Source organism: Arcobacter acticola, assembly GCF_013177675.1.
Taxonomy (GTDB): Bacteria; Campylobacterota; Campylobacteria; order Campylobacterales; family Arcobacteraceae; genus Aliarcobacter; species Aliarcobacter acticola.
On the sequence record NZ_CP042652.1, the window covers coordinates 1,886,904 to 1,910,785 of the forward strand.

Consider the following 23,882-nt stretch of genomic DNA (forward strand, 5'->3'; position numbering starts at 1 on the left):
CCTTATGCCATTAAGCTTTTGCCAACTTGCTTGATTAAGAAGTAAGCTACAATATTTGCTAATATGATTGCGAATACACCACCAGCTGATGCAATTCCAACATCAAAATTTAATAAAGCATTTGTAAAAATCATATATGTTAAGTTAGTACCATCATTACCTGGTCCACCACCTGTTGTAATTAAAATCTCAGCAAAGATTGATAAATGGAATATCATTTCAATCATTATTACAATTGCAATTGATCTTGATAAATGAGGTAAAGTTAAATAATAAAACTTTGCAAAGAATCCAGCACCATCTAATTCAGCTGCTTCTTTTTGCTCTTGATCTTGCGATTGTAAAGCTGTCATAAAAATCAATAATGCAAATGGAGTCCATTGCCAACTTAGCATTATAATAATTGACACCAATGGATAATCAGACATCCAGTCAATTGGTTCTAATCCAAAAGTATTAGAGAAAAATGCAAACATCCCATAAACTGGATTCATGAACATATTTTTCCATAATAAAGCATTTACTGTAGGCATTATAAAGAATGGAGAAATAAGCATAACTCTTACTATTCCACGACCTGGGAATGTTCTATCAATTAAAACAGCTAAAATTATCCCCGAGATAATGGTAACAACAATAATACTCACTACTAAAATTAATGAATTTAAAATAGCTGGCATAAATGCAGCATCTGTCATAAAAAATTCATAATTCCCTAAACCTTCGAATCCATTATCCATAGGACTTAAAAGGTTATACCTTATTACCGAAAAATACAAAGTCATTGAAAGCGGTACTATCATCCATAAAAATAAAACGATGATACTAGGCGCTTTTAATAAGTTCATAACGGTGCTTTTATTTAATTCAAATTTCATTATTAACCTTGTTAAATTGTTTTGTTATTTATAAAAAATTTATTATTTTAAATAGACATGAATCAAAAAAAGAGTTTCCTCTTTTTTTGATTTAGATATTATTTATAATATCTTGCTCTTTTCATTGTTCTTTCAGCTGTTTCTTGAGAATCGGCTAATGCTTCTTTTACTGAAATTTTTCCAGCTAATGCAGCACTCATATCTTTTCCAACAGAAGTTGCAATTCCTTGAAATTCAGGAATAGTAACAAATTGTACACCTACAAAAGGAGTAGGCATTAAAGTTGAGTCTTTTGGTTTTGCTGATAAAATTGCTTTTAACTCAGCATCTGCAAAAACTGCTGCTTTTTTGAAGTTTTCATTTTCATAAGTACTTTTTCTTGTACCTGTAGGAACTTTTCCCCAACCATTAGTATCACCAACTAATTTGATATACTCTTTAGAAGTTGCCCAAGAAATGAATTTTTGTGCATCTGTTACATTTTTACTACTAGAAGGAATAGCTAAAGCCCAAGACCATAACCAGTTTGCACCTTTACTTGTAACTCCAACAGGAGATTGTGCAAATGCAACTTTGTCAGCAACTTTTGATTGTGCTGGATCTGAAATAAATGATGCTGCAATTGTTGCATCAATCCACATACCACATTTACCTTCATTAAATAAAGCTAAAATTTCATTAAAGCTATTTCCACTTGAACCTGGAGGTCCATATTTAGTTAATAAGTCAACATAGTAATCCATTGTATTATTCCATGCTGCTGAGTTTAATTGCGGTCTACCATCTTTATCAAACCATTGTGCTCCAAAAGTATTTGCCATTGTAGTAATCAATGCCATATTGTCACCCCAACCTGCTTTTCCTCTTAAACAAATACCATAAACTCCTTGATCTGGATTATGTATTACTTTTGCAACTTCAGAAATATGTTCCCAAGTTGGATTATCAGTAATAGTCATACCTGCTTTTTCAAGTAAATCTTTTCTATACATAAGCATAGAACTTTCTCCATAAAATGGTGCTGCATAAAGTTTTCCATCAGATGATAATCCATCTACCATTGCAGGTAAAAGATCTTTTTCATCATAAGCTGCATCAAACTTCATTTCTTCAATCCAACCTTTTTTACCCCACATTGGTGCTTCATACATACCAATAGTCATAATATCAAACTGACCACCTTTAGTAGCAATATCAGTTGTAACTCTTTGTCTTAAAACACCTTCTTCTAAAACAACCCATTTAAGGTTAATACCTGGATTCTCTTTTTCAAAAACTTTTGATAGTTTTTGCATTTCTACCATGTGACCATTATTAACTGTAGCAATAGTTAAATCACCAGCATTTAAACATACACTAGCAATTGCAGTAACAACACTCGTTTTTAGTATCTTTTTAACATTCATCTCTCTCCTTAGTTTAGTCAAAAATAAGCTTTTGCCAATACTGATAGCAAAAGCTCACTACTTGAGAAAATAATAACACCTTGAAACTAAATTGTAACTTAACAGAAGGCTATTTTTTATACTATTTTAAAAAAAAAATTTACATATTTTTCTTTAGTTTTTTTTAAGTTTTAAATAACTCTTTTAATAAAATCTAATAATAATCTTTTTGTAAAATAAAAACTTGTATACTCCTATTTATAAAATTAATAAAAGGCTCAATATTTTGGAAATTGAAAATTATGAAAATATTCAATTAATCATCTTTGATTGTGATGGAGTTTTAATAGATAGTGAAATCATAAGTGCAAAAGTAATATCTATGCAATTTAATAAACTAGGAATTTACATAGATACACAATATGTACAAAAACATTTTATTGGACAATCATATTTAAAGGTAAAAGGCCATGTTCTTAAAAATTTCAATATTCAGTTAGCAGATAATTTTGAAGAAGAATACAGAGTTGAATTACTAAAAGTATTTGATAAAGAATTAAAAATTATACCTGGAATTGAAGATATTTTAAAACAATTAAATATCAAAAAATGTGTTGCAACAAGTAGTAGTAAAACCCGAGCAACTAGTTCATTAAAAACAGTTGGTATATATGAGTATTTAAAAGATAATATTTTTAGTGCATATAATTTAGGAGATAAAGGCAAACCAGCTCCTGATATATATTTAAATTCTGCAAAAAAATTTAATATTGAACCTCAAAATGTATTAGTAATAGAAGATAGTCTAGTAGGAATTGAAGGTGCTAAAAAAGCTGGTATGAAAACTTGGCATTTTATAGGAGCTAGTCATTTAATAACTTGGGATAGAAATCATCAATACTCTTATGAACCTGATTTTGTATTTGATGATATGAATAAGTTTTTTGACTATTTACCTCATTTATCAATAAATAATAAGAAAGAAGAGCAATCATGATATACAAAAAAGGTGATAAATATGATTTAGCAGCACGAGCAGGATGGCTTTATTATGTTGCTGGATACAATCAAGAAGAAATTGCAAATGAATTTGGTATTTCTAGACAATCAGCACAAAGAATGGTTTCATTATCAGTAAGTGAAAAACTTATAAAAGTAAGGCTTGATCATCCTATTGCTAGTTGCATGAAACTAGCATCTGAATTAAAAAAGAAATACTCTTTAAAAGAGTGTGAAGTAATTCCAAGTGTTACGCAAGAAATTAGTACAAATGTGGGCTTAGGACAAGCAGGGGCTCAAATATTAGAAAAATATTTAGAATCAAAAGAGCCATTAATTATAGGTTTAGGGACAGGAAAAGTTTTAAATATGATTGCAAATGAGCTATCACCTATAAATGGTTCTCAACATAAACTTCTATCTTTAGTTGGAAATATGGCAAATGATGGTTCGGCGTCTTCCCATGAAGTTGTTAGTAAAATTGCAGATAAAACAAATGCAACATACTATCCTATGCCTCTTCCTTTAATAGTTAAAACTGAAGAAGAACGAGATTTATTACATAATCAACAATCAACAAAGAATATTTTAGCCTTATCAGAAAAGGTTGATATTTCATTTGTAGGAATTGGGCAAATAGACGGTACTGCTCCTATGTATAAAGATAACTTTATCACTGAAGAAGAGTTAAACTCTTTATTAGAAGCAAAAGCAGTAGGTGAAATTATAGGTTGGGCCTTTGATATTAATGGAAATATAATAGATGGGTGTACAAATAAAAGATTAACAAGTATTCCTCTTAAAAAGAATCCTGAAAAATTAATAATAGGAATTGCAGCAATACAAGCAAAATTAACAGCAATAAAAGCAGCTTTAGAAGGTAAATTAATTAATGGCTTAATAACAAATGAGATGTGTGCAAAAGCTCTGTTAGCTTAGAGTTTTGCTAAATAAAAAAGCTTTTTACAATAATTTGTTAGAAGCTTTTTTATGGTTAAAATTATTCTTTGTAAAAATTACAATTTTCTAATTGCAATTGATTGCTTTTTCATTCTATATAGTTCATTCTCTTCATTTAAAAATTCATCATAATCCAAAACTTCAAAAGCATCATCAAAAAAAGTTTTTAGTTCATCTTTTTTTAATAAAAAATCTGGATTTGAAGAAGGTTTTTCATTTATAATATCATGCATGTATGTTTCAATAAATAAAATTCCATCATTTTTAAGAGCATTTGAGAGTTTAACAATAATATTTCTATCTAAAAAATTTGTCATAACTATAAAGTCATAGGAATTTTCAGGCACTTCATATTCATCTAAATCTACAAGTTTACAAGAAATATTTTCAAATCCTTTGCTTTTAAGTGAATCAAGAGCCACTTGCGAAATATCCAAAGCATCAACTTCAAAGCCATTAGCTGCTAAATAAACAGAGTTTCTTCCAGTTCCACTTGCTACATCAAGAGCTTTTTTGCCTTTTACTTTTTGTATTATTTCAATCAATTTTTCACTAGGTCTCCTCTCTTCAAGTAAAGAAGGAGTTTCTTGATATTTTTTATTCCATTTTATTTCATCTTTTTTTGCCATATTATCTCTTTATTTTAATCTAAAATAGTTTGAGTATCAAGAATTGAAAATGTATCAACTACACTACCATCTTCTTCACCTATTCCCATGAATAATATAGTTCCCATATTTTTTGCCATGTAGATATGATATTCATTTTCCATAAATGAATCTTTACATGATAGTTCTACTACATCATTATAATTTTTATCTTTAGCAAAATATTCTGCTTTAAAATAGGTATTTATTTTATCTTTAACGTTTATATTTTTATGGTAATTAGTAAAAGTACAAACCAATATATTTCCATCAATATCAACTTCATCAATTACTTTATCATTGATTTTTATATCTTTTTTATAAGAAGAAACTTGCTTTTTATCAAGCTCAAACTCTTCATTTATATCATTTTGTGAAATATTATATTTTAAATCAACATTTTTATCCAAAAGCATTGATTTATAATTTTCCTTATTAATATCCTCAAAAAAACTATACTTTTCTATTTGATATATACCTGTTTTATTTTTTTTGTAAACATTAAAATCTACATAGCTACTTGTTTTATTGCCATTATTATATTGTTCAGTGTAATTTTTATTTATAACAACTTTATTGTTATCTAAACTTTTCATATTAAACCAATGAGTAGATAAATCATAAGTATCAACATTATCATTTTTTTCAGCACAAGCTGTAAAAAGTGATAAAACTGCAATCGTACATATACTTTTTTTGAACATAATTTCTTCTTTTATTGTATTTGATTAGTAAAATCTATATAAAAAAAAACCGAGGCCAAAGACCTCGGTTTTTAAATCCCAAAATAACTATTAAGAGTGAACTAAGTTTTTTAATTGAGCTGGAGTAACTTGGTGGAAGTTTAAGTATTTATAAACACCCTCTCTGTTTTTCTCTGTAATTTTCTTAGGTACGATTTCCATATATTCTTCAACAGATGGTAATCTTCCTAAAAGTGCAGTAACAGCTGCAACTTCAGCAGATCCTAAATAAACTTGAGAACCTTTTCCTAGTCTATTATCAAAGTTTCTTGTAGATGTTGAGAATACAGCAGCACCTTCAGAAACTTGAGCTTGGTTACCCATACATAAAGAACATCCAGGAATTTCAAGTCTAGCACCCGCAGCTGCAAAGATTGAATAGTATCCTTCTTCTGTTAATTGCTCTTTATCCATTTTTGTTGGAGGCGCAACCCATAGTTTTGAAGGAACTTCACCCTCACCTTTAAGTACTTCACCTAAAGCTCTGAATAATCCGATATTAGTCATACAAGAACCTACGAATACTTCGTCGATTTTTTTAAGTCTTTTTGGATCATTGTTGATGTTTGTTAATGTATCAACATCATCTGGATCGTTTGGACAAGCTAAAATTGGCTCAGTAATTGTATTTAAATCGATTTCGATAATTGCTTTATATTCAGCATCTGCATCTGGAGTTAATAACTCTGGGTTATTGATCCATTCTTGCATTTTATCAGCTCTTCTTTGAAGTGTTTTAGCATCTTCATAACCTTCTTCAATCATTTTTCCAATTAAAGCGATGTTAGATGATAAATACTCAATAATTGGCTCTTTATCTAATTGTACTGAACAAGCTGCTGCTGATCTCTCTGCTGCCGAATCTGATAATTCAAATGCTTGCTCAACTTTTAAGTCTGGTAAACCTTGAATCTCAATAATTGTTCCAGCAAATACATTTTTCTTACCTTTTTTCTCAACAGTTAATAAACCATCTTGAATAGCTTGGTAAGGAATAGCATTAACTAAATCTCTTAAAGTAATACCTGGTTGCATTTCACCTTTAAATCTTACTAATACAGATTCTGGCATAGTTAAAGGCATCATACCTGTAACTCCAGCAAATGCAATAAGACCAGATCCAGCTGGGAATGAAATACCAATTGGGAATCTTGTATGAGAGTCTCCACCTGTACCAACAGTATCTGGTAAACATAATCTATTTAACCATGAGTGAATAACACCATCACCTGGTCTTAATGTAACTCCACCTCTTGAAGAGATAAACTCTGGTAAAGTATGTCTTAATTTAATATCAGCTGGTTTTGGGTAAGCAGCAGTATGACAGAATGATTGCATAACCATATCAGCACCAAAAGAAAGTGCAGCTAGTTCTTTAATCTCATCTCTTGTCATTGGTCCAGTTGTATCTTGTGATCCAACAGTTGTACAAATTGGCTCAACATACATACCAGGTTTAACACCTTCAATTCCACAAGCAACACCTACCATTTTTTGAGCTTGAGTAAACCCTTTTCCATTATCTTTTGGTTGTGTTGGAGCAACGAACATATCAGAAGCACCTAAACCTAAAGCAGCTCTAGCTTTTGCAGTTAAACCTTTACCAATAATTAATGGAATTCTTCCACCTGCTCTCATTTCATCTGTTAATGTATTTGGAGCTAATTTAAATTCAGAAACAACAGCACCATCTTTTAAGATTTGTCCAGCGTATGGTTTAATAGTAATTACATCACCTGTTTCTAAAGCATCAACAGAAGCTTCGATTGGTAAACATCCTGAATCTTCTGCAGTATTGAAGAAAATTGGAGCAATAATTGAACCTAATACAACTCCACCTGTTCTTTTATTTGGAACACCTGGAATATCTCTACCCATATGCCATTGAACTGAGTTGATTCCTGATTTTCTTGAAGATCCAGTTCCAACAACATCACCAACGTATGCTAAAGGGTGACCTTTTTCTTTTAAAGAAGCCATCATTTCTAATGGTTTTTCCATTCTTGATTGTAACATTGCAGTTGCATGTAATGGAATATCAGATCTTGTAAATGCAACAGTTGCAGGAGATAAATCATCTGTATTTGTTTCACCAGGAATTTTATATACAGTTAGAGTCATTTCTTCTTCTAAAGCTGGTTTATTAGTAAACCATTCAGCAGCAGCCCATGATTCAATAATTTCTTTAGCTTTTGCATTTCCAGCATCCATTAATTCTTTTACATCATTAAATGCATTATAAACTAATATAGTATTTTTTAATTCTTTTGCAGCAGCTGATGCAACTTCATCAATTTTTAATGCTTCAACTAATGGAGTAACATTAAATCCACCCATCATCATTCCTAAAATTTCAACAGCTTCAACTTTTGAAATTACTGAACATGTTACGTTTCCTTGAACGATGTCATTTAAAAATGCAGCTTTAACATAAGCAGCATCATCAACACCTGGATTAATTTTATTTTTAAATAAATCTAAACAATACTCAGCTTCAGCAACTGGGTTAGCTTTTAATAATTCTACTAATTCAGCAGTTTGTTCAGCAGTTAAAGGTAATGCAGGTAAACCACCTTCATTTAATCTCTCTTGCGAATGTGCTTTATAATTTGCTAATAAACTCATATATTATCTCCTCTTTTATTTTAGAAAGTTTGATTTATTATATCACAAAGAAAAAAATTAGTATGTACAAGTTTTGTAAAGAATTGTACAAGTTTTTATTTATGTAAATAAAAGTTACACAAAAATAGCGCATTAAGCTAAATTAAAACAAAAAGATGATTAATTGACATTTTACAGACGCTATTTCTAATTTAATACTGTACAATTATTGTACATCATATTATTTATTTAAAATAAGAAATCATTAAATAATTGTAATCAATACTTCATATAAATCATCAATATACTCGAGCTTTTAATCTATTATTAGTATATAATTAATATAAAGAAAAGTTATATTATTGTCTAATTTCATATAAAAAGATCAAGAAAAGGGAGTAAATGTTATTAGAAGAACTTCAAAAAAAATTACATAATGAAATTCCACTTACTAAACTAATGAATATAAATATTAAAGAATACAATGAAAAAGAACTTATAACAACAGCACCTTTAAATATCAATATAAATGATAAAGGAACTGCATTTGGTGGGAGTTTAAGTACTATGACTATTATTTCATCTTGGAGTTTATGTTGGCTTATTTCAAAAGAGCTTGGCTTTAATAGTAAAAATATTGTAGTAATAAAAAATGAAAACTCTTATAAAAAACCTGTAACAAAAGATATTGTTTGTTATACACAAAAACCATCACAGCAAGAGATTGCAACTTTAAAAGAAAAATTACAAACTAAAAAAAGTGCTTCAATTAAAATAAATTCAATAATTATAGAAAATAATGAGACTTATGTAGAATTTCAAGGATATTATGTAATTAAACTATAATATCCCTTGTAGTTATTTGATTCCGTCCATTATCTTTTGATTCGTATAAAAGTTTATCAACTTCATCATAAATTTGATCACTATTTGCATCAGGACTAGCTTTTTTGATATATCCTAAACCTATTGATATGGTTAAATAATTACAAATAGTAGAATTACAAGCGATGATTTTTAAATCTTCAACTTTTTTTCTTAGATTTTCCATAATAGAAATAGCATTATCTTTACTATCAACTTCAAATATTATTGCAAACTCTTCTCCACCTACTCTAAAAACATAATCTGTTTGTCTATTTAAAATTTCTTTTAATACATTTGAAACTTCTTGTAAAGCAATATCACCTTTATGGTGACCATAGGCATCATTATAATCTTTAAAAAAATCTATATCAATCAAAGCAAAATAAAATTGATAATTGTGTCTGCTTAATAAATTAATTTTTTTATCAATTATATTTTGAAAATATCTTCTATTAAAAAGCCCTGTCAAGTGATCTGTAATGCTTAAATTACTTAATAATTTATTTTTTTCATCAAGTTCATTTAAAGTTTTTTTATAATCACCAACATCCAACATAACCCCAACAAGACCTAAGATTTCACCATCAACAACAAAAGTTGATTTATAAAATTGGTAAGATCTGATTTCTTCATCAGCACATTTTACTTTTGCCTCATAAAACTGCTCTTTTACTGCTAAAAAAAGTTCTTGATCTTTCTCATGATAAATTTCAGCATACTCTTTTGGGATAACCTCTTCTAAATCACAAAGTGTTTTCCCTATAATTTCCTCTTTTGCGATTCCTAAAATTGTTTTTGAAAAAGCATCATTACAATGTTGATAAACTCCATTTATATCTTTATAAAAAATAGGATTAGGAATAGTATCAAATAATTTTTTAAAAAAAATCTCATTTATTTTTATATCTTGCTTTAGAGAATTTAGTATTGATGAATTTTCAAGTTTTTTTATCTTTTCTTCTAACTCTTCATAGCTAGGTTTTTTATTCATAAGCTACCTTTATTTTTAAAAAATAATATTTATAGAAAACTAATTATTGTTATATTTATTTTTTGTAATATAGTACATAAATTATTAAATAACGATTTAAAATAGGCATTTTTAGATTTTTTTGTTAATATTAGTTAAAAAATAGGAAAAGAAATGTCAAATATAAAAAAACTAGAAAACGTTCTAAAAGAGGAACTAATTCCAGAATTAGATGAAAGTCTTGAAGAGATGATGGATATTGTTGATAGTGGTGATTGCTCAAAGGATGATAGAGATGAGCTTAAATATCTAGAAGAAATGAAAGCATATTTTGATGAAGTTGAACTTGATATTGCAAATAATAATATTACAGAAGAAGATGCTTTGGATATTTTAGAAGTTTTAGAAGATATGAGAATAGATAAAGAGTAGGTATCAACTCTTTTCTTATCTAAAAAAAAACTTTTTAATAGCTTTTAGATATTCAGCTGAGCTTATAAATGAACCTATAATAATAAATGCACAAGCAAGGGTGATACTTAAAGTAAAAGTTGCATATCCTAATAAAACCAAAATAAATGTGGATAATAATGGTGTAAAATATGAAATCGAACCTAAAAGTTTTATATCTGCATTTTTAACCCCATAGTCCCATAAATAAAAAGCCCCGCCAACAGGCCCTAAACCTAACATTAAAGCTCCAAAAAGCTCACTTTGATTTGGGATTACTGTTATTTCAAAAATAAAGTGACAAATAGTTGATAAAATAACTGTTACAATACAAAATCCAGTCACTGCATAAGTTGGAATATGAGATAGTGTTCTTGATATCACAGAATATGATGACCAAGTAAGTGCAGCAATTAAAGCAAAAATATAACCCCACATATACTGTACTTCGAAGCTGAAACTACCATTTTTTGAAACTAATAAAAAAGCCCCTACAAGTCCAAATAAAGCGCCTAAAATGTGAAACCACTTTAATTTCTCATTTGGTAAAAAAGCAGAAAATAGAACAATAAGTAAAGGCCATAAATAATTTAAAAGATTCGCTTCAACTGCAGGTGCATTTTTAATAGCTAAAAAATAAAAAAAATGATAACCAAAAAGACCTACTACTCCTATAATCCAAACTTTTAAAGGAAGTTTTAATAACTGTATTATCTTAATATTTTGCTTTTTTAATAAAATCAATCCTATACATGAAGCCACGAAAAATGCCATAGCTGTGAGTTGAAAAGCTGGAATATGAGTAGTTAATATGGAAAATAAAGCTAAACTTCCCCACATAATTATGGCTAAAATACCGTAGATATTACCTCTTCTTGCTTGCATATAAAACCTTAATTTTTTGGAACTATATCTAAATTAATATAAAGTTCTTATATTTAATTTATTATTTATAATATGAGTAAATTTGACATAAAAGAGACAAAAAATAGATTTTAAATTTATCTATTTAAGAAGAAAAAATTATCTATTTGATTTTTTGTTATAATATTTTTATAAATTAATTTTAATTTTATGGAGGATATGAGATGAATAATTATAATTTCAAAACATATAATGAGCTTTTTTCCTACATATCAAACACTTATGATAATAAAAAATTTTTAAACTATCTATCAAATGGCCAATATAAAAATATTTCAACAAATGATTTTAAAAATAAAATAATTTGCCTAAGTCTTGCTTTAAAAGATTTAGGGATAAAAAAAGGTGACACAGTTGGTATTTTTGCTAATTCTTCACCTTTTTGGTTAATTTTTGATTTTGCCATTCATGAAGTTGGAGCCATAAGTGTTCCTATTTTTGCAAATATTTCAAGTGTTAATCTAAACTTTGAAATTAAAGATTCAAAAATGAAATATATGTTTATTGACTCACAAGAAAGATTAAAAGATATCGAAGAGGAAAACTCACACTTAACTTTTATCACACATAATTTTTGTATAAAAGAGCCAAACTTTTATAATTTTGATGAAATTTTAGTAATAGGTCAGCAAATCTGTGATTCAAAAGGTTTTACAAGCCATAAAGCAAATGAAGATGAAGTTTTTTCTATTATTTATACAAGTGGAAATACAGGAACACCAAAAGGTGTAATGCTAAGCCATAAAAATATAGTTTCTCAACTTCATGATATAAATACTCTAATAAATTTAGAAAAAAGTGAAATTGCACTATCACTGCTTCCACTTGCACATATATTTGAGCGAACTGTTATGAGTTATTATTTAAGTCGAGGAATTAGTATCTATTTTGTAGATGATATAACAAATGTATCAAATTTGTTAAAAATAGTAAAACCAACTATTATGACGGCCGTTCCTAGACTTCTTGAAAAAATATTTAATAAAATCAAATCAAATATTTCTCAAAAGCCCTTAATCTTAAGGTTAATAGCAAGTTTTGCTTTTAAATATGCACTAAAAGAAAGTATAGATAAAAATGCCCTACTTTTTAAAATCTATGACAAAATTGTTTATTCAAAATTAAGGGAAATTTTTGGTTCAAGACTTCAAAAACTAATAAGTGGAGGAGCTCCTCTATCAAAAGAGATAGCACAATTTTTTGTAAATATTGGAATTCCCGTTTATCAAGGTTATGGATTAACAGAGTTTTCACCTGTAATTTCTACAAATGCTCCAAATGCAAACAAAGTTGGATCTTGTGGAAAAATTCTTCCAAGTGCAAAAATTAAAATAGATGAAAATAAAGAGCTTTTAGTACGAGGTCCTTCTTTAATGAAAGGTTACCTAAATCAAGAAGAGTTAACAGCTAAAACTATCGATAAAGATGGCTGGCTTCATACAGGAGATATTGCATCTTTAGATAAAGATGGCTACCTTTATATTACATCTAGGGCAAAAGAGATATTTAAAACTTCAACGGGAGAGTATGTTAATGCTGTTGCAATTGAACAAAAGCTATCAAAAAATAGATATATAGAGTTTGCAGTTGTAATATCTCAAAATAGAAAGTACACAACGGCCCTACTTTTTGTAGATATTGAAAAATATGAAATTGCAAAAAAATCAAATAAAAGCTTAACTATAGAAGAGTATTATAATAGTAGTGATATTATTAAAAATATTTCAAACTATATAGAAAATATTAATAAAGATTTAAATCAATGGGAAAAAATAGTTAATTTCAAAATCATTACCAATGATATTTCAATAGAAGGTGGTGAATTAACACCTTCTATGAAAATCTGTCGAATTGTAATTGAAGAAAAATATGAAGAAATTATAAATAGTATGTATTAGGAGCTAAAAATGAAAGAAAGAATAGCCGTAATTGATGGATTAAGAAGTCCAATAGCAAAAGCAAATGGAAAACTAAATGACGTAAGTGCTGATAACTTAGGTGCAATAATTACAAAAGAGTTAGTTTTAAGAAATAACCTAGAGTATAAACTCTTTGATGAAGTAATCATGGGAAATGTAGCCCAACCTGCAAATGCTGCAAATATAGCCAGAGTTATGGCAATTAGAGCTGGATTTCCACAAAGTACACCTGCATATACAGTTCATAGAAATTGCGCGTCAGGAATGCAGTCAATTTCAAGTGCCATTGAAAAATTACACTCAAATCAAGGTGATTTATATTTAGTTGGAGGAATGGAATCAATGAGTAATATTCCATTACTTTATAGTGATGAATTTAGAAATTTTATTACAAAATTTACCTACTCTAAATCACTTGCTCAAAAACTTAAAATATTAAGCTCGTTTAGATTGGGATTCTTAAAACCTACTATTGGTTTGATTTCGGGATTAACAGATCCAATTTCTGGAAAAATCATGGGAATTACAGCTGAAAACTTAGCAAATGAGTTTAAAATTAGCCGTGATGCTCAAGATGAATATGCTCTAAAATCTCATTTAAAAGCTCAAAAAGCAATTGAAAGTGGAATATTCAAAGAAGAAATTCATCCAATAATGACGAAAAATGCTTCAATAATAGATGATGATGGTGTAAGATTTAATCAAACAATCGAAGCTTTAAATAAATTAAAACCAATTTTTGACAGATTAAGTGGAACAGTAACAGCTGGAAACTCATCTCAAGTTTCAGATGGAGCTTGTAGTTTAATAGTTTGTACTGAATCAAAAGCTCGACAATTAAATCTTGAACCAATTGGATTTATAAAAGATTATGCTTATGCTGGACTTGATGCACATAGAATGGGATTAGGGCCTATTTATGCCACAAAAAAACTATTTGATAAAACGGGTGTTTCTTTAAAAGATATTGATGTAATTGAATTAAATGAAGCTTTTGCAGCTCAAGTTATTGCAAACCTTGAAGCATTTAAATCAGATGATTTTTGTAAAAAAGCATTTAATAGTAGTGCCTTAGGGGAAATTGATGAATCTATTTTAAATATAAATGGAGGAGCAATTGCTTTAGGACATCCTGTTGGTATGAGTGGAGCTCGAATTGTTTTAACAGCTCTTAAAGAGTTAAAAAGAAGAGATGATAAACTAGGTCTTGCAACACTATGTATTGGTGGCGGGCAAGGTGCATCTTTCTTATTGGAGGTATAAAATGAGTAATATGACATTAGAGATTAAGCAAAATATAGCAACACTTACATTTGATTTGCAAAATGAAAAAATAAATAAATTATCATTTGAAATTTTAAAAGAGTTTAAAGAAATTCTAAACACAATTGAAAACGACTCTTCCATAAAAGCTTTAGTAATAGATAGTGCAAAGAAAAATATTTTTATTGCAGGGGCTGATATTAAAGAGATTGAAAAACTAAAAGATGAAAAAGAGGTTTATGAAGCTTTAATGGAAGTTCACGAAATCTTTAATAAGCTCGAAAACCTTCAAATTCCAACAATTGCATATATAAATGGTGCTTGTATGGGTGGTGGTCTTGAACTTGCCCTTGCTTGTAAATATAGAGTTTTAAGCACAAATGAAAAAACAAAACTAGCCTTTCCAGAAATAAAACTAGGAATTTTCCCAGGATTTGCAGGAACTATTAGAGCTCCTAAATTAATAGGCCTTGTAAATGCCCTTGATTTAATATTAACTGGAAAAACTATTGATGCAAAAAAAGCTTATAAAATAGGTCTTGCTGATATGATTTTTGATGATGCACAAAAAGAGTTTATGTTAGAAGGTTTTGTAAAAAAAGCTATTTATGGAACAATTAAAAGAAAATCTAATTTTAATTTTTTAAATTATGCACCATTAAATGAAATAGTATTTAGTAAGGCATTAAAAGGCTTAGAAGCAAAGGTAAATAAAGATTTCAAAGCACCTTATAAAGCCTTAGAAGTAATAAAAGCTACCATAAATAAAGAGCTTGATGATGCTATAAAAGTAGAGGCAAAAGAGTTTTCAAAACTGGCTGTTTCAAAAGAGTCAAAAAATATGATAAAACTATTTTTCCTTTTTGAAAAGCTAAATAAAAACTATACAAAAACTTCAAATCCAATCTCAAATGCAATAGTTCTTGGAAATGGAGTTATGGGAAAAGGAATTATTTGGTTATTCTCAAAATATTTAGATGATGTTAGAATAAAAATAAGAGATATTTCACAGGCAAATGAGATAATAAAAGATGTTTCAAAAATCTATGATTATTTAGTAAAAACAAGAAAAATGACAAAAAATCAAGCCGAGTTTAAACTAAATAAAATCTCATATACCCAAGATTTCATAGGTTTTAAAAATTTTGATTTTATTATTGAAGCTATTGTTGAAGATGAAAATATAAAAAAACAAACTTATAAAGAGATTGAAAATGTTGCAAATGAAAATACAATAATTGCTACAAATACATCATCAATTTCAATAGAAAAATTATCAAGTGAAGTTAAAAACAAAGAAAACTTCCTAGGAGTTCATTTTTTTAATCCTGTAAATTTAATGCCACTTGTGGAAGTGATTCCAAATTCAAACACTTCAAAAGAAACTATAAATAAGGTATTTGAACTTCTTATTTCTTGTGGAAAAACACCTATTTTAGTGGGGGATTGTGCTGGATTTATTGTAAATAGAATTTTACTTCCTTATATGAATGAAGCTGCTTTTATTTTAGAGCAAGGTTCAAAAATAGAAAGAATTGATAATGTAATAAAAGATTTTGGAATGCCAATGGGACCATTTACCCTTGCTGATACTGTGGGAGTTGATATTGGATATAAAGTTGCAACTATTTTAAATGAGTCTTATGGAAGCAGAATGCCAATAGCTTCTATTATTGAAAAAATGTACAATGCAAAACTTTTAGGGGAAAAAACTAAAGCTGGTTTTTATGAATATGCAGGACGAGATACTTATCCAAACTCACATGTTACGTCTATGCTAGAAAACAATAATAAAATTATCGAAGACGATGAGATAGTTCAAAGATGTATTTATATTATGATAAATGAGGCATCAAGATGCCTTGAAGAAAATATAGTAACAGATGCATCAATTATCGATTTTGCAATGATTTCAGGAACTGGATTTCCAGCTTATAAAGGTGGATTACTATCTTATGCAAATGAGATTGGTTTAAAAAACATCTTAGAAAGTTTGAGAAAGTTTGAAAAAGAGTTTGGAAGTAGATTTACACCTTCAAATTTATTAGTAAAATTAGTTGAAGAGTATGAAGATTTTGAAACAGGAGAAGCATTATGGAAGCATTAATTTTATTGTTGGTTATATTGGTTTTTGGATTTTATTCATTTCCACTATATAGTTATTTTGCATTTATTGCAGTTTATTCTTTAGCATTTTGTGATGTAGGGTTTATTTTCTGGACTATTTATTTACTAGCTGCACTTGTGCTATTAATACAATCATTTAGAATAAAATTTATTACATCTAAAATTGTAAATTTTATAAATAAAAATGGTCTTTTACCAAAAATCTCAGCAACAGAAGAAGCAGCACTACAAGCTGGAACAAACTGGGTTGAAGCAAACTTTTTTAAAGCTCAAGTTAACTTCAAAGAGATTCAAGCTGAAAAAGTAACAGTTTTAACACCTGAAGAACAAGCATTTTTAGATAATGAAGTAAAGCAACTTTGTGAAATGACAACAGATTGGGAAATTTTCCAAGATAGAGATTTCAGACCTGATGTTTGGCAATTTATCAAAGATAAAAAATTCTTTGGAATGATTATTCCAAAAGAGTATGGAGGACTTGGATTTTCTGCAACTGCACACTCAAAAGTAATTGAAAAATTAGTATCACGTTCTCAAGTTTTAGCAATAACTATAATGGTGCCAAATTCACTTGGGCCTGCTGAATTAATCTTAAAGCATGGAACTCAAGCTCAAAAAGATAAGTATTTAAATGACTTAGCACTGGGAATTCAAGTACCTTGTTTTGGATTAACAGAACCAAATGCAGGAAGTGATGCCACATCTATTTCATCAAATGGTGTTGTTTTTAAAGATAAAAAAGGTAATTTAAAAATCAGATTAAATTTTGAAAAAAGATATATTACCCTTGGAAATATAGCAACTTTAATAGGTCTTGCTTTTGTATTAAAAGATCCTGAACACTTACTTGGTGAAAAAGAAGACTTAGGTATTACCTTTGCAGTTATTGATGCAAAAACAAAGGGAATTGATAACTCAAAACGACATGATCCACTTGGTATTCCATTTGTAAACTCACCACTTTATGGAAAAGATGTGGTTATTCCTTTAGAAAATATTATTGGAGAAGAAAAAGGAATTGGAAAAGGTTGGCAAATGCTTGTTGAATCTTTATCAATTGGACGAGGAATTTCACTTCCAAGTGTAAGTCTTGGTGGAAGTAAACTGGCACTTAATGTGGTAGCCTCATATTCACAATTAAGAGAGCAATTTGGACTTAGTATTAATCATTTTGAAGGCGTAGAAGAAAAAATTGCAAAAATTGCAGCCTTTACTTATATGTTAAATGCTTCAAGAAATTACACTTTAGATGCTATTGATAATGGTGCAAAACCAGGAGTTATAAATTCTGTTATGAAATACCACGCCACTGAGAAATTTAGAACTATTATAAATGATGCAATGGATGTTTTAGGAGGAAGCGCTATTATTAGGGGAGAAAACAATCTTTTAGCCCATGCTTATTTTGCTATTCCTATTTCAATTACAGTTGAAGGTGCAAATATTTTAACAAGAAATTTAATGCAATTTGGACAAGGATTAATTAAATCACATCCATATATTTATACACAAATAAATGCTTTAAAAAACAATAATGTACAAAGTTTTGATAGGGCATTTTTTGCACATATTGGATTAGTATTTAACTCATTTTGTAAATCTTTAGCTTATTATTTAACAAGGGCACAAATTAATTGTCAAAAAGGGCACTTCCAAAGATATAAACAAAAACTTACATGGGTATCAAGTGAATTTACACTTTTAACAAATGTTGCTTTAGCAATTTTAGGACCAAGTCTTAAAAAAAGAGAAAATATTAGTGCACGATTTGGAGATATTTTATCAAATTGTTATTTGATAACAGCAACATTAAGGGAGTTTGAAAATAATCCAAACCAAAAAGATGAAGATTTAGTGGATTATATTTGTAATTATTGTTTTAATGAAATTCAAATAGCAAGAGAAGAGATTATTATAAATATTGGTTACTTAGGATTTTTACTTCCACTTGTAAAAATCAATCCATTCTCTATAAAAGAGAAAGACTCTTTAAATGCAAAAATTGTAAAAAACTTAGAGAATGAAGATTATCTAAAACAAATGACATCAAGTTTATTTATTTCAAATAGCAAAGAAGATAGATTGGCAAAAATCCAAAAAGCTGTAAAACTAAATAAAGAAGCACAAAATAGTTTTAAAATTCTAAAAGAAGCTATAAAAAATAATACTATACAAAAAGATAATTCAGAAAGTATGATAAATGAACTTTTAGAAAAAAATCTTTTATCAAAAGATGAGATAGAAAAAATGCTAGAAGCCCACGCACTAAAACAAGAAGTTATAAGTGTAGATTCATTTAAAACAAGTGAGTATAAGGCTCAACGATGATAAAAAGTGATTTGTTAATTAACATAAATGGTTATGTTTTAAGTTTACTAGAGAAGATTCTTGATGCAAATATAGAAATAAAAGGAATTGAAAATATTCCTATAGACAACCCAAAAATGTTTGTTGCAAATCATTTTACTCGAACAGAAGCTATGCTAATTCCATATACTTTATATAATCTAACGGGCAAAAAAGTAGGTGTCATTGCCGATGATTCACTTTTTAAGTCCTATTTTGGTGATTTTTTAAAAAATCTAGGAGCTATGAAAAAAAGTGAAGCAAATAGAAATGAACATATTATTGGTGATTTAATAACTTCATGTAAAAACTGGATGATATTTCCAGAAGGGATGATGGTAAAAGCAAAAGATATTAGTAAAATTGATAATAACTTTTGTGTAAAAATTGACAATGCTTGCCAAAGAGTTTATACAGGAGCAGCAGTTTTTGCCTTAAGTTCCCAATACTTTAGAGAAAAATATTTTGATCATAAACTTGATGATTATGATTCTTTTAGCCAAAAGTTTTTTATAAATGAATGTAGTGATATTAATAAAAATGAAACAATGATTGTTCCTATTAATATAAGCTATACAAAAATTAGAAATGGAAGAAACTTTTTAATTGATATGGCTGAAAAGCTTATTGATGAAATGGGTGAAAATTTTAAAGAAGAGTTAGAGATTGAAAGTAACTTAATATTAAACTCTAAAATTATAATTCATATATTAAAGCCTATTAGTACTAAAAATATTATTGAAAACTTATATAAGCAAAATCTTTCACAAGAAGATGTAATCTCTAAATTAAGATATGAAGTCACCCATGATTTTATGAATTATATTTATGAATCTTTAACTATAAGTTTTGATCATGTCTTTGCACTAATACTTCATTTATATCCAAAAAATGAAATCAATATTGAATATTTTAAAAGATTAATTTATATGGTAATTCATAAAATAAAAGAAGCCAAACTATTTTATGATGAAGAGATTGACAAAGATTTAATTTATTTAATATCTTATGAAAAATTTAAACTATTTGATAATATTTTAGAAATAGCAATAAATACTCAAATCATAACAATTGAAGAAAATGCATATTTAATAAATAAAGAGAAATTATTAGATTCCCATACTCACAATACCATAAGATTAAAAAATATTTTAAGAGTAGTTTTAAATGAAATATTAATCAATGAAAAAGTTGTAAACATAATACAAACACTATTATCAAAAGATGAAAATGAAAATAATTCCCAATTAGTAAATATATTAAAAAATGAAGAAAATGAAGAGTTTGAATTTGCCTATGAAAAAAGTAAAGATTATGAAAATATAAAAGCAAAAGAGATAGGAAAAACAAAATATTTTGATATTGATAAAGCAAAAAATTGTGTTATTGCAATTCATGGGTTTTCTTCATCTCCCAAAGAAGTAGAACAATTAGCTCTTTTCTTAAATGAAAATAATCTAAGTGTACATACACCAAGACTAGCAGGGCATGGAATAGTTCCTGAAGAGCTAAAAGAGAAGAAATGGGAAGATTGGTATAAGTCTGTTTCACGGGCTATTGTAATTGCCTCATTGCAATATAAAAAGATTTATATTGTAGGGTTTTCAACGGGTGGATTATTAGCTCTTTTAAGTACTAAAAAGTATTATAAAGAGTTTGTAGGATTAGTTTGTATAAATGCTGCACTTCATTTAAATGATCTTCGAATAAAAACATTAGTTCCTGCTATTTCCTTTTGGAATGATATAGTAAAAGTATTTGGTGAAAATGATTACACAAAAGAGTATGTGGATAATTTTCCTGAGAATCCAGAAATAAACTATAATAAACACTATATTGATGCTATTGAACAACTTAGTTTATTAATGAAAAGAACAAGAAAAAGCTTACATAAAATAAGAAAACCTATTTTAATAATTCAAGGAAAAGACGACCCAATTGTAAATCCAAGTTCTGCCCATGAAATATATGAAAAGATAGAATCAAGATATAAATCTTTAAAAATAATTGATGCTTCAAATCATGTAATAATCATAGGGGAAAAGACTAAAGAACTTTTTACTGACATATTAGATTTTATAAGCCAAGGAGAGTAATAATCTATTTTGTAATAAAACTTATTATAGAATAAATTATAAAACTTATTAAAGGATTACTATGAAAATTATAAAAAATATGGTTTTAATACTGCTAAGTTTAATAATTATTATTGGATGTACACACAAAACTCCTTATACAAATAGATCTCAAATGATATTTATGTCAAGTGAAGAAGAGTTAGCCCTTGGTGAGAAATCATACCAAGAAGCACTCGCTGAAGCAAAAGTTATCACAGGAACAAAAGATGCTAATAGAGTAAAAGCTATTGGAGAAAGAATTGCAAAAGTAGCCGATAGAAGTGATTTTACATGGGAATTTAATCTTGTTGAAGATGAAGCTTTAAATGCATTTTGTTTACCAGGGGGTAAAGTTGTAGTTTATACAGGTATTTTAAAAGCAGCACGTAATGATGACCAATTAGCAACTGTAATTTCACACGAAATAGCCCATGCACTTGCTAGACATGGAGCTGAAAGAATGAGTTCTGCAAAAGTACAACAAGGAATTCAAGTATTAGGAAATGTTGTTTTAGCAGTTGGAGCACCTGAATATCAAAATGTATTTAATCAAACATATGGAATTGGAACGCAAGTGGGAGTTATGCTTCCTTATGGAAGAATGCAAGAGAGTGAAGCTGATGAAATAGGTATTTATTTAATGCACAAAGCTGGATATAATTTACAAGAAGCACTTAAATTTTGGGAAAATATGAGTGAGGGAAAACAAGAAACAAATGAGTTTTTATCAACACATCCAAGTTCAAGTACTAGAATTGAAGATATTAAAAAAGTAATTGTAAAAATACAATCTCAAGCAAACATCTAAAATAAGAGTAAATCTATACTCTTATTTTTTTATCTTCATACATTTTCTCATCTGCATAATTTAATAAATCCTCAATATTATCACCATCTTTTGGATATATACTCACTCCCAAACTAAAAGATAAAGGTATTGTTAAATCTTCAGTATAATTTAGTGGATTTTTTTTTGAAATTTCTTCTATTCTTTTTAATGTTAAATTTAAATATTCTAATGATTTAAGATGTTCAAAAAGTATTACAAATTCATCTCCACCAATCCTTGCAAGTGTGTCGTCATCTCTTATAATATCAGATAAAACTTCACCAAGATGTTTAAGTAACATATCCCCAACATGGTGACCATATTCATCATTTACTTTTTTAAATTTATTTAAATCTATAAAACATAGGGCAAAAAATTCTTCTGAATCTTTACTTTTCGAAATAGCATTATCTATTTTCCTTATTAACATAGAACGATTTGGTAATCCAGTTAAACTATCATGATCAGCAGAATATTCAAGCTCTGATTGAATTTTTTTAAGATATGTAATATCTTGACAAATAATTATATTATCTGCTCTATTATTATAAGTAAATTTCATTGGAATAATATCTGTATGAAAGAAAATATCAACGCCATCTAAATTTGTTGCTTGTAAAATACTACTAACTTGTGTAGATGAAATATTAACCTCTCTTGAAAAGAAATATTTGGAGAAATGTGAACCTATCATATCATTTTGGTTTAAACCAAAAAAAGATGTACAAGCTTCATTGGCTTCAGTTATTATTCCTTTTTCATTTATATGAAAACTAATTAAATTCTGATTTATTAGATTAAAATACATCTCATTGTTTTTTATATCTTCTTTTTGATTTTCATAATGTAAATTCTCTTGATTTATTAACTGTATTGCTTGTACATAATCCATAGTAAGTTTTGATTGTTTGGTGAACATTGCTATATAAAAAATTTTGTTTGTTTCGAAATAACAAAGTTCTATATTAACATCATAAAATATATCTCTTTTTGAAAGCATTGGTATATGTAAATAATCTTTATTATTGATATTTAAATCTTTTAGTTTTTCTTCTAAACCAACAAATTCCCAAAAGAAATCTCTTATGTCTGAATTTACACTTATTGTTTTGAAATCATCAACAAAATCTATTAAATTATCTGTAAACTCAACAATTTTGAAATCTTCAGAAAATAATATACAAGAGATATTATATTTCTTGCAAATGATAGGTAAAATCAATCCTGATAAAATCATAATAATTGCTCAACTATTTTTTTACTTAAAACACCAAATAATTCTTCGATATTACTGTTATCTTTTGCCGAAGTTTTAGTAATAAATACTATATTAGGAAAAAGTTTCTTTAAACTTTTAAGATCAATTTCCTCATACTCTAAATCACTTTTATTTAAAGCAATACAAATAGGTAAGTTTGGCATTGTTTCTTCACAAAGAGTTAAATGTTCAGAAATAAAATTAATTGTATTTTTTCTAGTTAAATCTGCAACAATAATAAAACCTTTTGCTCCATTTAAATAATGACTTAAAATTGGTTTAAAATCTGTTTTTCCTTCAATATCCCATATCATAGTATTTGAAGTGTAAGTTTTATTATTTACATAAGTATCAATAACTTTATTTAAAATAGAAACACCAATAGTGCTTAGATATTCTTCATTAAAATTATTATCAATATAACGTTTTATTAAACTTGATTTACCTGTTCCAAAATCTCCTAATAAAACAATTTTATAAGTAAACATCCAAAACCTTTATTTTTTAATAAAAAATGTATAAACTAAAAGTATATTATATCTAATTTTATTATTAAAAACTTTATTATTTATTATTATTTTAAATATGAGATAAAA

19 protein-coding genes are annotated in these 23,882 nt (G+C 27.8%); 10 read left to right on the forward strand and 9 right to left on the reverse strand.

Annotated features, from left to right (window positions below; genetic code table 11):
* Positions 1–2 precede the first annotated feature (2 nt).
* Together AACT_RS09725 and AACT_RS09730 are read right to left on the reverse strand one after the other, a co-directional pair.
* Positions 3–878, reverse strand: a complete 876-nt coding sequence (locus AACT_RS09725) for a carbohydrate ABC transporter permease (protein ID WP_172126616.1) — start codon at positions 876–878, stop codon at positions 3–5.
* A gap of 98 nt (positions 879–976) precedes the next feature.
* The gene (locus tag AACT_RS09730) at positions 977–2,284 is read right to left on the reverse strand and encodes an ABC transporter substrate-binding protein (protein WP_172126617.1); all 1,308 of its coding nucleotides are present in this window, start codon (positions 2,282–2,284) and stop codon (positions 977–979) included.
* A gap of 265 nt (positions 2,285–2,549) precedes the next feature.
* On the opposite strand from AACT_RS09730, the gene AACT_RS09735 reads away from it, so the two are divergent.
* A complete protein-coding gene (locus tag AACT_RS09735; RefSeq protein WP_172126618.1) occupies positions 2,550–3,260 on the forward strand; it encodes an HAD family hydrolase in 711 nt (236 codons plus the stop codon).
* Positions 3,257–4,201, forward strand: a complete 945-nt coding sequence (locus AACT_RS09740; RefSeq protein WP_172126619.1) for a sugar-binding transcriptional regulator — start codon at positions 3,257–3,259, stop codon at positions 4,199–4,201. The genes AACT_RS09735 and AACT_RS09740 overlap by 4 nt, the downstream gene beginning before the upstream one ends.
* Positions 4,202–4,278: 77 nt before the next feature.
* Here AACT_RS09740 and AACT_RS09745 read toward each other — a convergent pair whose 3' ends face one another.
* The 3 genes from AACT_RS09745 to AACT_RS09755 all read right to left on the reverse strand — a co-directional run bounded on the left by AACT_RS09745 (position 4,279) and on the right by AACT_RS09755 (position 8,237).
* Positions 4,279–4,851, reverse strand: a complete 573-nt coding sequence (locus tag AACT_RS09745) for a class I SAM-dependent methyltransferase (protein ID WP_172126620.1) — start codon at positions 4,849–4,851, stop codon at positions 4,279–4,281.
* Between the two features lie 14 nt (positions 4,852–4,865).
* Positions 4,866–5,573 (reverse strand): hypothetical protein, encoded by a 708-nt coding sequence (locus tag AACT_RS09750; protein ID WP_172126621.1) that lies wholly within the window; start codon positions 5,571–5,573, stop codon positions 4,866–4,868.
* A gap of 90 nt (positions 5,574–5,663) precedes the next feature.
* Positions 5,664–8,237: a bifunctional aconitate hydratase 2/2-methylisocitrate dehydratase gene (locus tag AACT_RS09755; protein WP_172126622.1), complete on the reverse strand. Its 2,574-nt coding sequence runs from the start codon at positions 8,235–8,237 to the stop codon at positions 5,664–5,666.
* Positions 8,238–8,618: 381 nt separating this feature from the next.
* Between AACT_RS09755 and AACT_RS09760 the strand changes: the two genes are divergently transcribed.
* The gene (locus AACT_RS09760; RefSeq protein WP_172126623.1) at positions 8,619–9,062 is read left to right on the forward strand and encodes a YiiD C-terminal domain-containing protein; all 444 of its coding nucleotides are present in this window, start codon (positions 8,619–8,621) and stop codon (positions 9,060–9,062) included.
* Here AACT_RS09760 and AACT_RS09765 read toward each other — a convergent pair.
* A complete protein-coding gene (locus AACT_RS09765) occupies positions 9,052–10,074 on the reverse strand; it encodes a GGDEF domain-containing protein (RefSeq protein ID WP_172126624.1) in 1,023 nt (340 codons plus the stop codon). The two genes, AACT_RS09760 and AACT_RS09765, sit on opposite strands and share 11 nt — an antisense overlap.
* Positions 10,075–10,227: 153 nt before the next feature.
* On the opposite strand from AACT_RS09765, the gene AACT_RS09770 reads away from it, so the two are divergent.
* Complete coding sequence (locus tag AACT_RS09770; RefSeq protein WP_172126625.1) at positions 10,228–10,485, forward strand: hypothetical protein; 258 nt, start codon at positions 10,228–10,230, stop codon at positions 10,483–10,485.
* Positions 10,486–10,500: 15 nt separating this feature from the next.
* Here AACT_RS09770 and yddG read toward each other — a convergent pair whose 3' ends face one another.
* Positions 10,501–11,388, reverse strand: coding sequence for an aromatic amino acid exporter YddG (gene yddG, locus AACT_RS09775; protein WP_172126626.1), 888 nt, complete (start codon positions 11,386–11,388; stop codon positions 10,501–10,503).
* Positions 11,389–11,591: 203 nt separating this feature from the next.
* Here yddG and AACT_RS09780 point away from each other — a divergent pair, with 203 nt between their 5' ends.
* From AACT_RS09780 to AACT_RS09805, 6 genes are all read left to right on the forward strand, one after another.
* Positions 11,592–13,325, forward strand: coding sequence for an AMP-dependent synthetase/ligase (locus tag AACT_RS09780; RefSeq protein WP_172126627.1), 1,734 nt, complete (start codon positions 11,592–11,594; stop codon positions 13,323–13,325).
* A 9-nt stretch (positions 13,326–13,334) separates the two neighbouring features.
* The gene (locus tag AACT_RS09785; protein WP_172126628.1) at positions 13,335–14,609 is read left to right on the forward strand and encodes a thiolase family protein; all 1,275 of its coding nucleotides are present in this window, start codon (positions 13,335–13,337) and stop codon (positions 14,607–14,609) included.
* A gap of 1 nt (position 14,610) precedes the next feature.
* Positions 14,611–16,716, forward strand: coding sequence for a 3-hydroxyacyl-CoA dehydrogenase NAD-binding domain-containing protein (locus AACT_RS09790; RefSeq protein WP_172126629.1), 2,106 nt, complete (start codon positions 14,611–14,613; stop codon positions 16,714–16,716).
* The gene (locus AACT_RS09795; RefSeq protein ID WP_172126630.1) at positions 16,704–19,064 is read left to right on the forward strand and encodes an acyl-CoA dehydrogenase; all 2,361 of its coding nucleotides are present in this window, start codon (positions 16,704–16,706) and stop codon (positions 19,062–19,064) included. Before AACT_RS09790 ends, AACT_RS09795 begins: the two co-directional genes overlap by 13 nt.
* A complete protein-coding gene (locus AACT_RS09800; protein ID WP_172126631.1) occupies positions 19,061–21,178 on the forward strand; it encodes an alpha/beta fold hydrolase in 2,118 nt (705 codons plus the stop codon). The genes AACT_RS09795 and AACT_RS09800 overlap by 4 nt, the downstream gene beginning before the upstream one ends.
* A gap of 61 nt (positions 21,179–21,239) precedes the next feature.
* Positions 21,240–22,007, forward strand: a complete 768-nt coding sequence (locus tag AACT_RS09805) for a M48 family metallopeptidase (protein WP_172126632.1) — start codon at positions 21,240–21,242, stop codon at positions 22,005–22,007.
* Positions 22,008–22,020: 13 nt separating this feature from the next.
* Here the strand turns inward: AACT_RS09805 and AACT_RS09810 are convergent, their stop codons facing one another.
* Positions 22,021–23,265, reverse strand: a complete 1,245-nt coding sequence (locus AACT_RS09810) for a sensor domain-containing diguanylate cyclase (protein WP_172126633.1) — start codon at positions 23,263–23,265, stop codon at positions 22,021–22,023.
* Positions 23,262–23,774 carry a Rab family GTPase gene (locus tag AACT_RS09815; protein WP_172126634.1) on the reverse strand — a complete coding sequence of 171 codons (513 nt, stop codon included), beginning with the start codon at positions 23,772–23,774 and terminating at the stop codon, positions 23,262–23,264. The genes AACT_RS09810 and AACT_RS09815 overlap by 4 nt, the downstream gene beginning before the upstream one ends.
* Positions 23,775–23,882: the final 108 nt, after the last annotated feature.

Excerpts from the sequence above, each read along its gene's own strand:
- yddG (WP_172126626.1), bottom strand. The coding sequence starts at position 11,388 with ATGCAAGCAAGAAGAGGTAATATCTACGGTATTTTAGCCATAATTATG.
- AACT_RS09780 (WP_172126627.1), top strand. The coding sequence starts at position 11,592 with ATGAATAATTATAATTTCAAAACATATAATGAGCTTTTTTCCTACATA.
- AACT_RS09750 (WP_172126621.1), bottom strand. The coding sequence starts at position 5,573 with ATGTTCAAAAAAAGTATATGTACGATTGCAGTTTTATCACTTTTTACA.
- AACT_RS09765 (WP_172126624.1), bottom strand. The coding sequence starts at position 10,074 with ATGAATAAAAAACCTAGCTATGAAGAGTTAGAAGAAAAGATAAAAAAA.
- AACT_RS09790 (WP_172126629.1), top strand. The coding sequence starts at position 14,611 with ATGAGTAATATGACATTAGAGATTAAGCAAAATATAGCAACACTTACA.
- AACT_RS09770 (WP_172126625.1), top strand. The coding sequence starts at position 10,228 with ATGTCAAATATAAAAAAACTAGAAAACGTTCTAAAAGAGGAACTAATT.
- AACT_RS09760 (WP_172126623.1), top strand. The coding sequence starts at position 8,619 with ATGTTATTAGAAGAACTTCAAAAAAAATTACATAATGAAATTCCACTT.
- AACT_RS09810 (WP_172126633.1), bottom strand. The coding sequence starts at position 23,265 with ATGATTTTATCAGGATTGATTTTACCTATCATTTGCAAGAAATATAAT.
- AACT_RS09745 (WP_172126620.1), bottom strand. The coding sequence starts at position 4,851 with ATGGCAAAAAAAGATGAAATAAAATGGAATAAAAAATATCAAGAAACT.
- AACT_RS09730 (WP_172126617.1), bottom strand. The coding sequence starts at position 2,284 with ATGAATGTTAAAAAGATACTAAAAACGAGTGTTGTTACTGCAATTGCT.
- AACT_RS09800 (WP_172126631.1), top strand. The coding sequence starts at position 19,061 with ATGATAAAAAGTGATTTGTTAATTAACATAAATGGTTATGTTTTAAGT.
- AACT_RS09795 (WP_172126630.1), top strand. The coding sequence starts at position 16,704 with ATGGAAGCATTAATTTTATTGTTGGTTATATTGGTTTTTGGATTTTAT.
- AACT_RS09785 (WP_172126628.1), top strand. The coding sequence starts at position 13,335 with ATGAAAGAAAGAATAGCCGTAATTGATGGATTAAGAAGTCCAATAGCA.
- AACT_RS09725 (WP_172126616.1), bottom strand. The coding sequence starts at position 878 with ATGAAATTTGAATTAAATAAAAGCACCGTTATGAACTTATTAAAAGCG.
- AACT_RS09815 (WP_172126634.1), bottom strand. The coding sequence starts at position 23,774 with ATGTTTACTTATAAAATTGTTTTATTAGGAGATTTTGGAACAGGTAAA.
- AACT_RS09805 (WP_172126632.1), top strand. The coding sequence starts at position 21,240 with ATGAAAATTATAAAAAATATGGTTTTAATACTGCTAAGTTTAATAATT.
- AACT_RS09755 (WP_172126622.1), bottom strand. The coding sequence starts at position 8,237 with ATGAGTTTATTAGCAAATTATAAAGCACATTCGCAAGAGAGATTAAAT.
- AACT_RS09740 (WP_172126619.1), top strand. The coding sequence starts at position 3,257 with ATGATATACAAAAAAGGTGATAAATATGATTTAGCAGCACGAGCAGGA.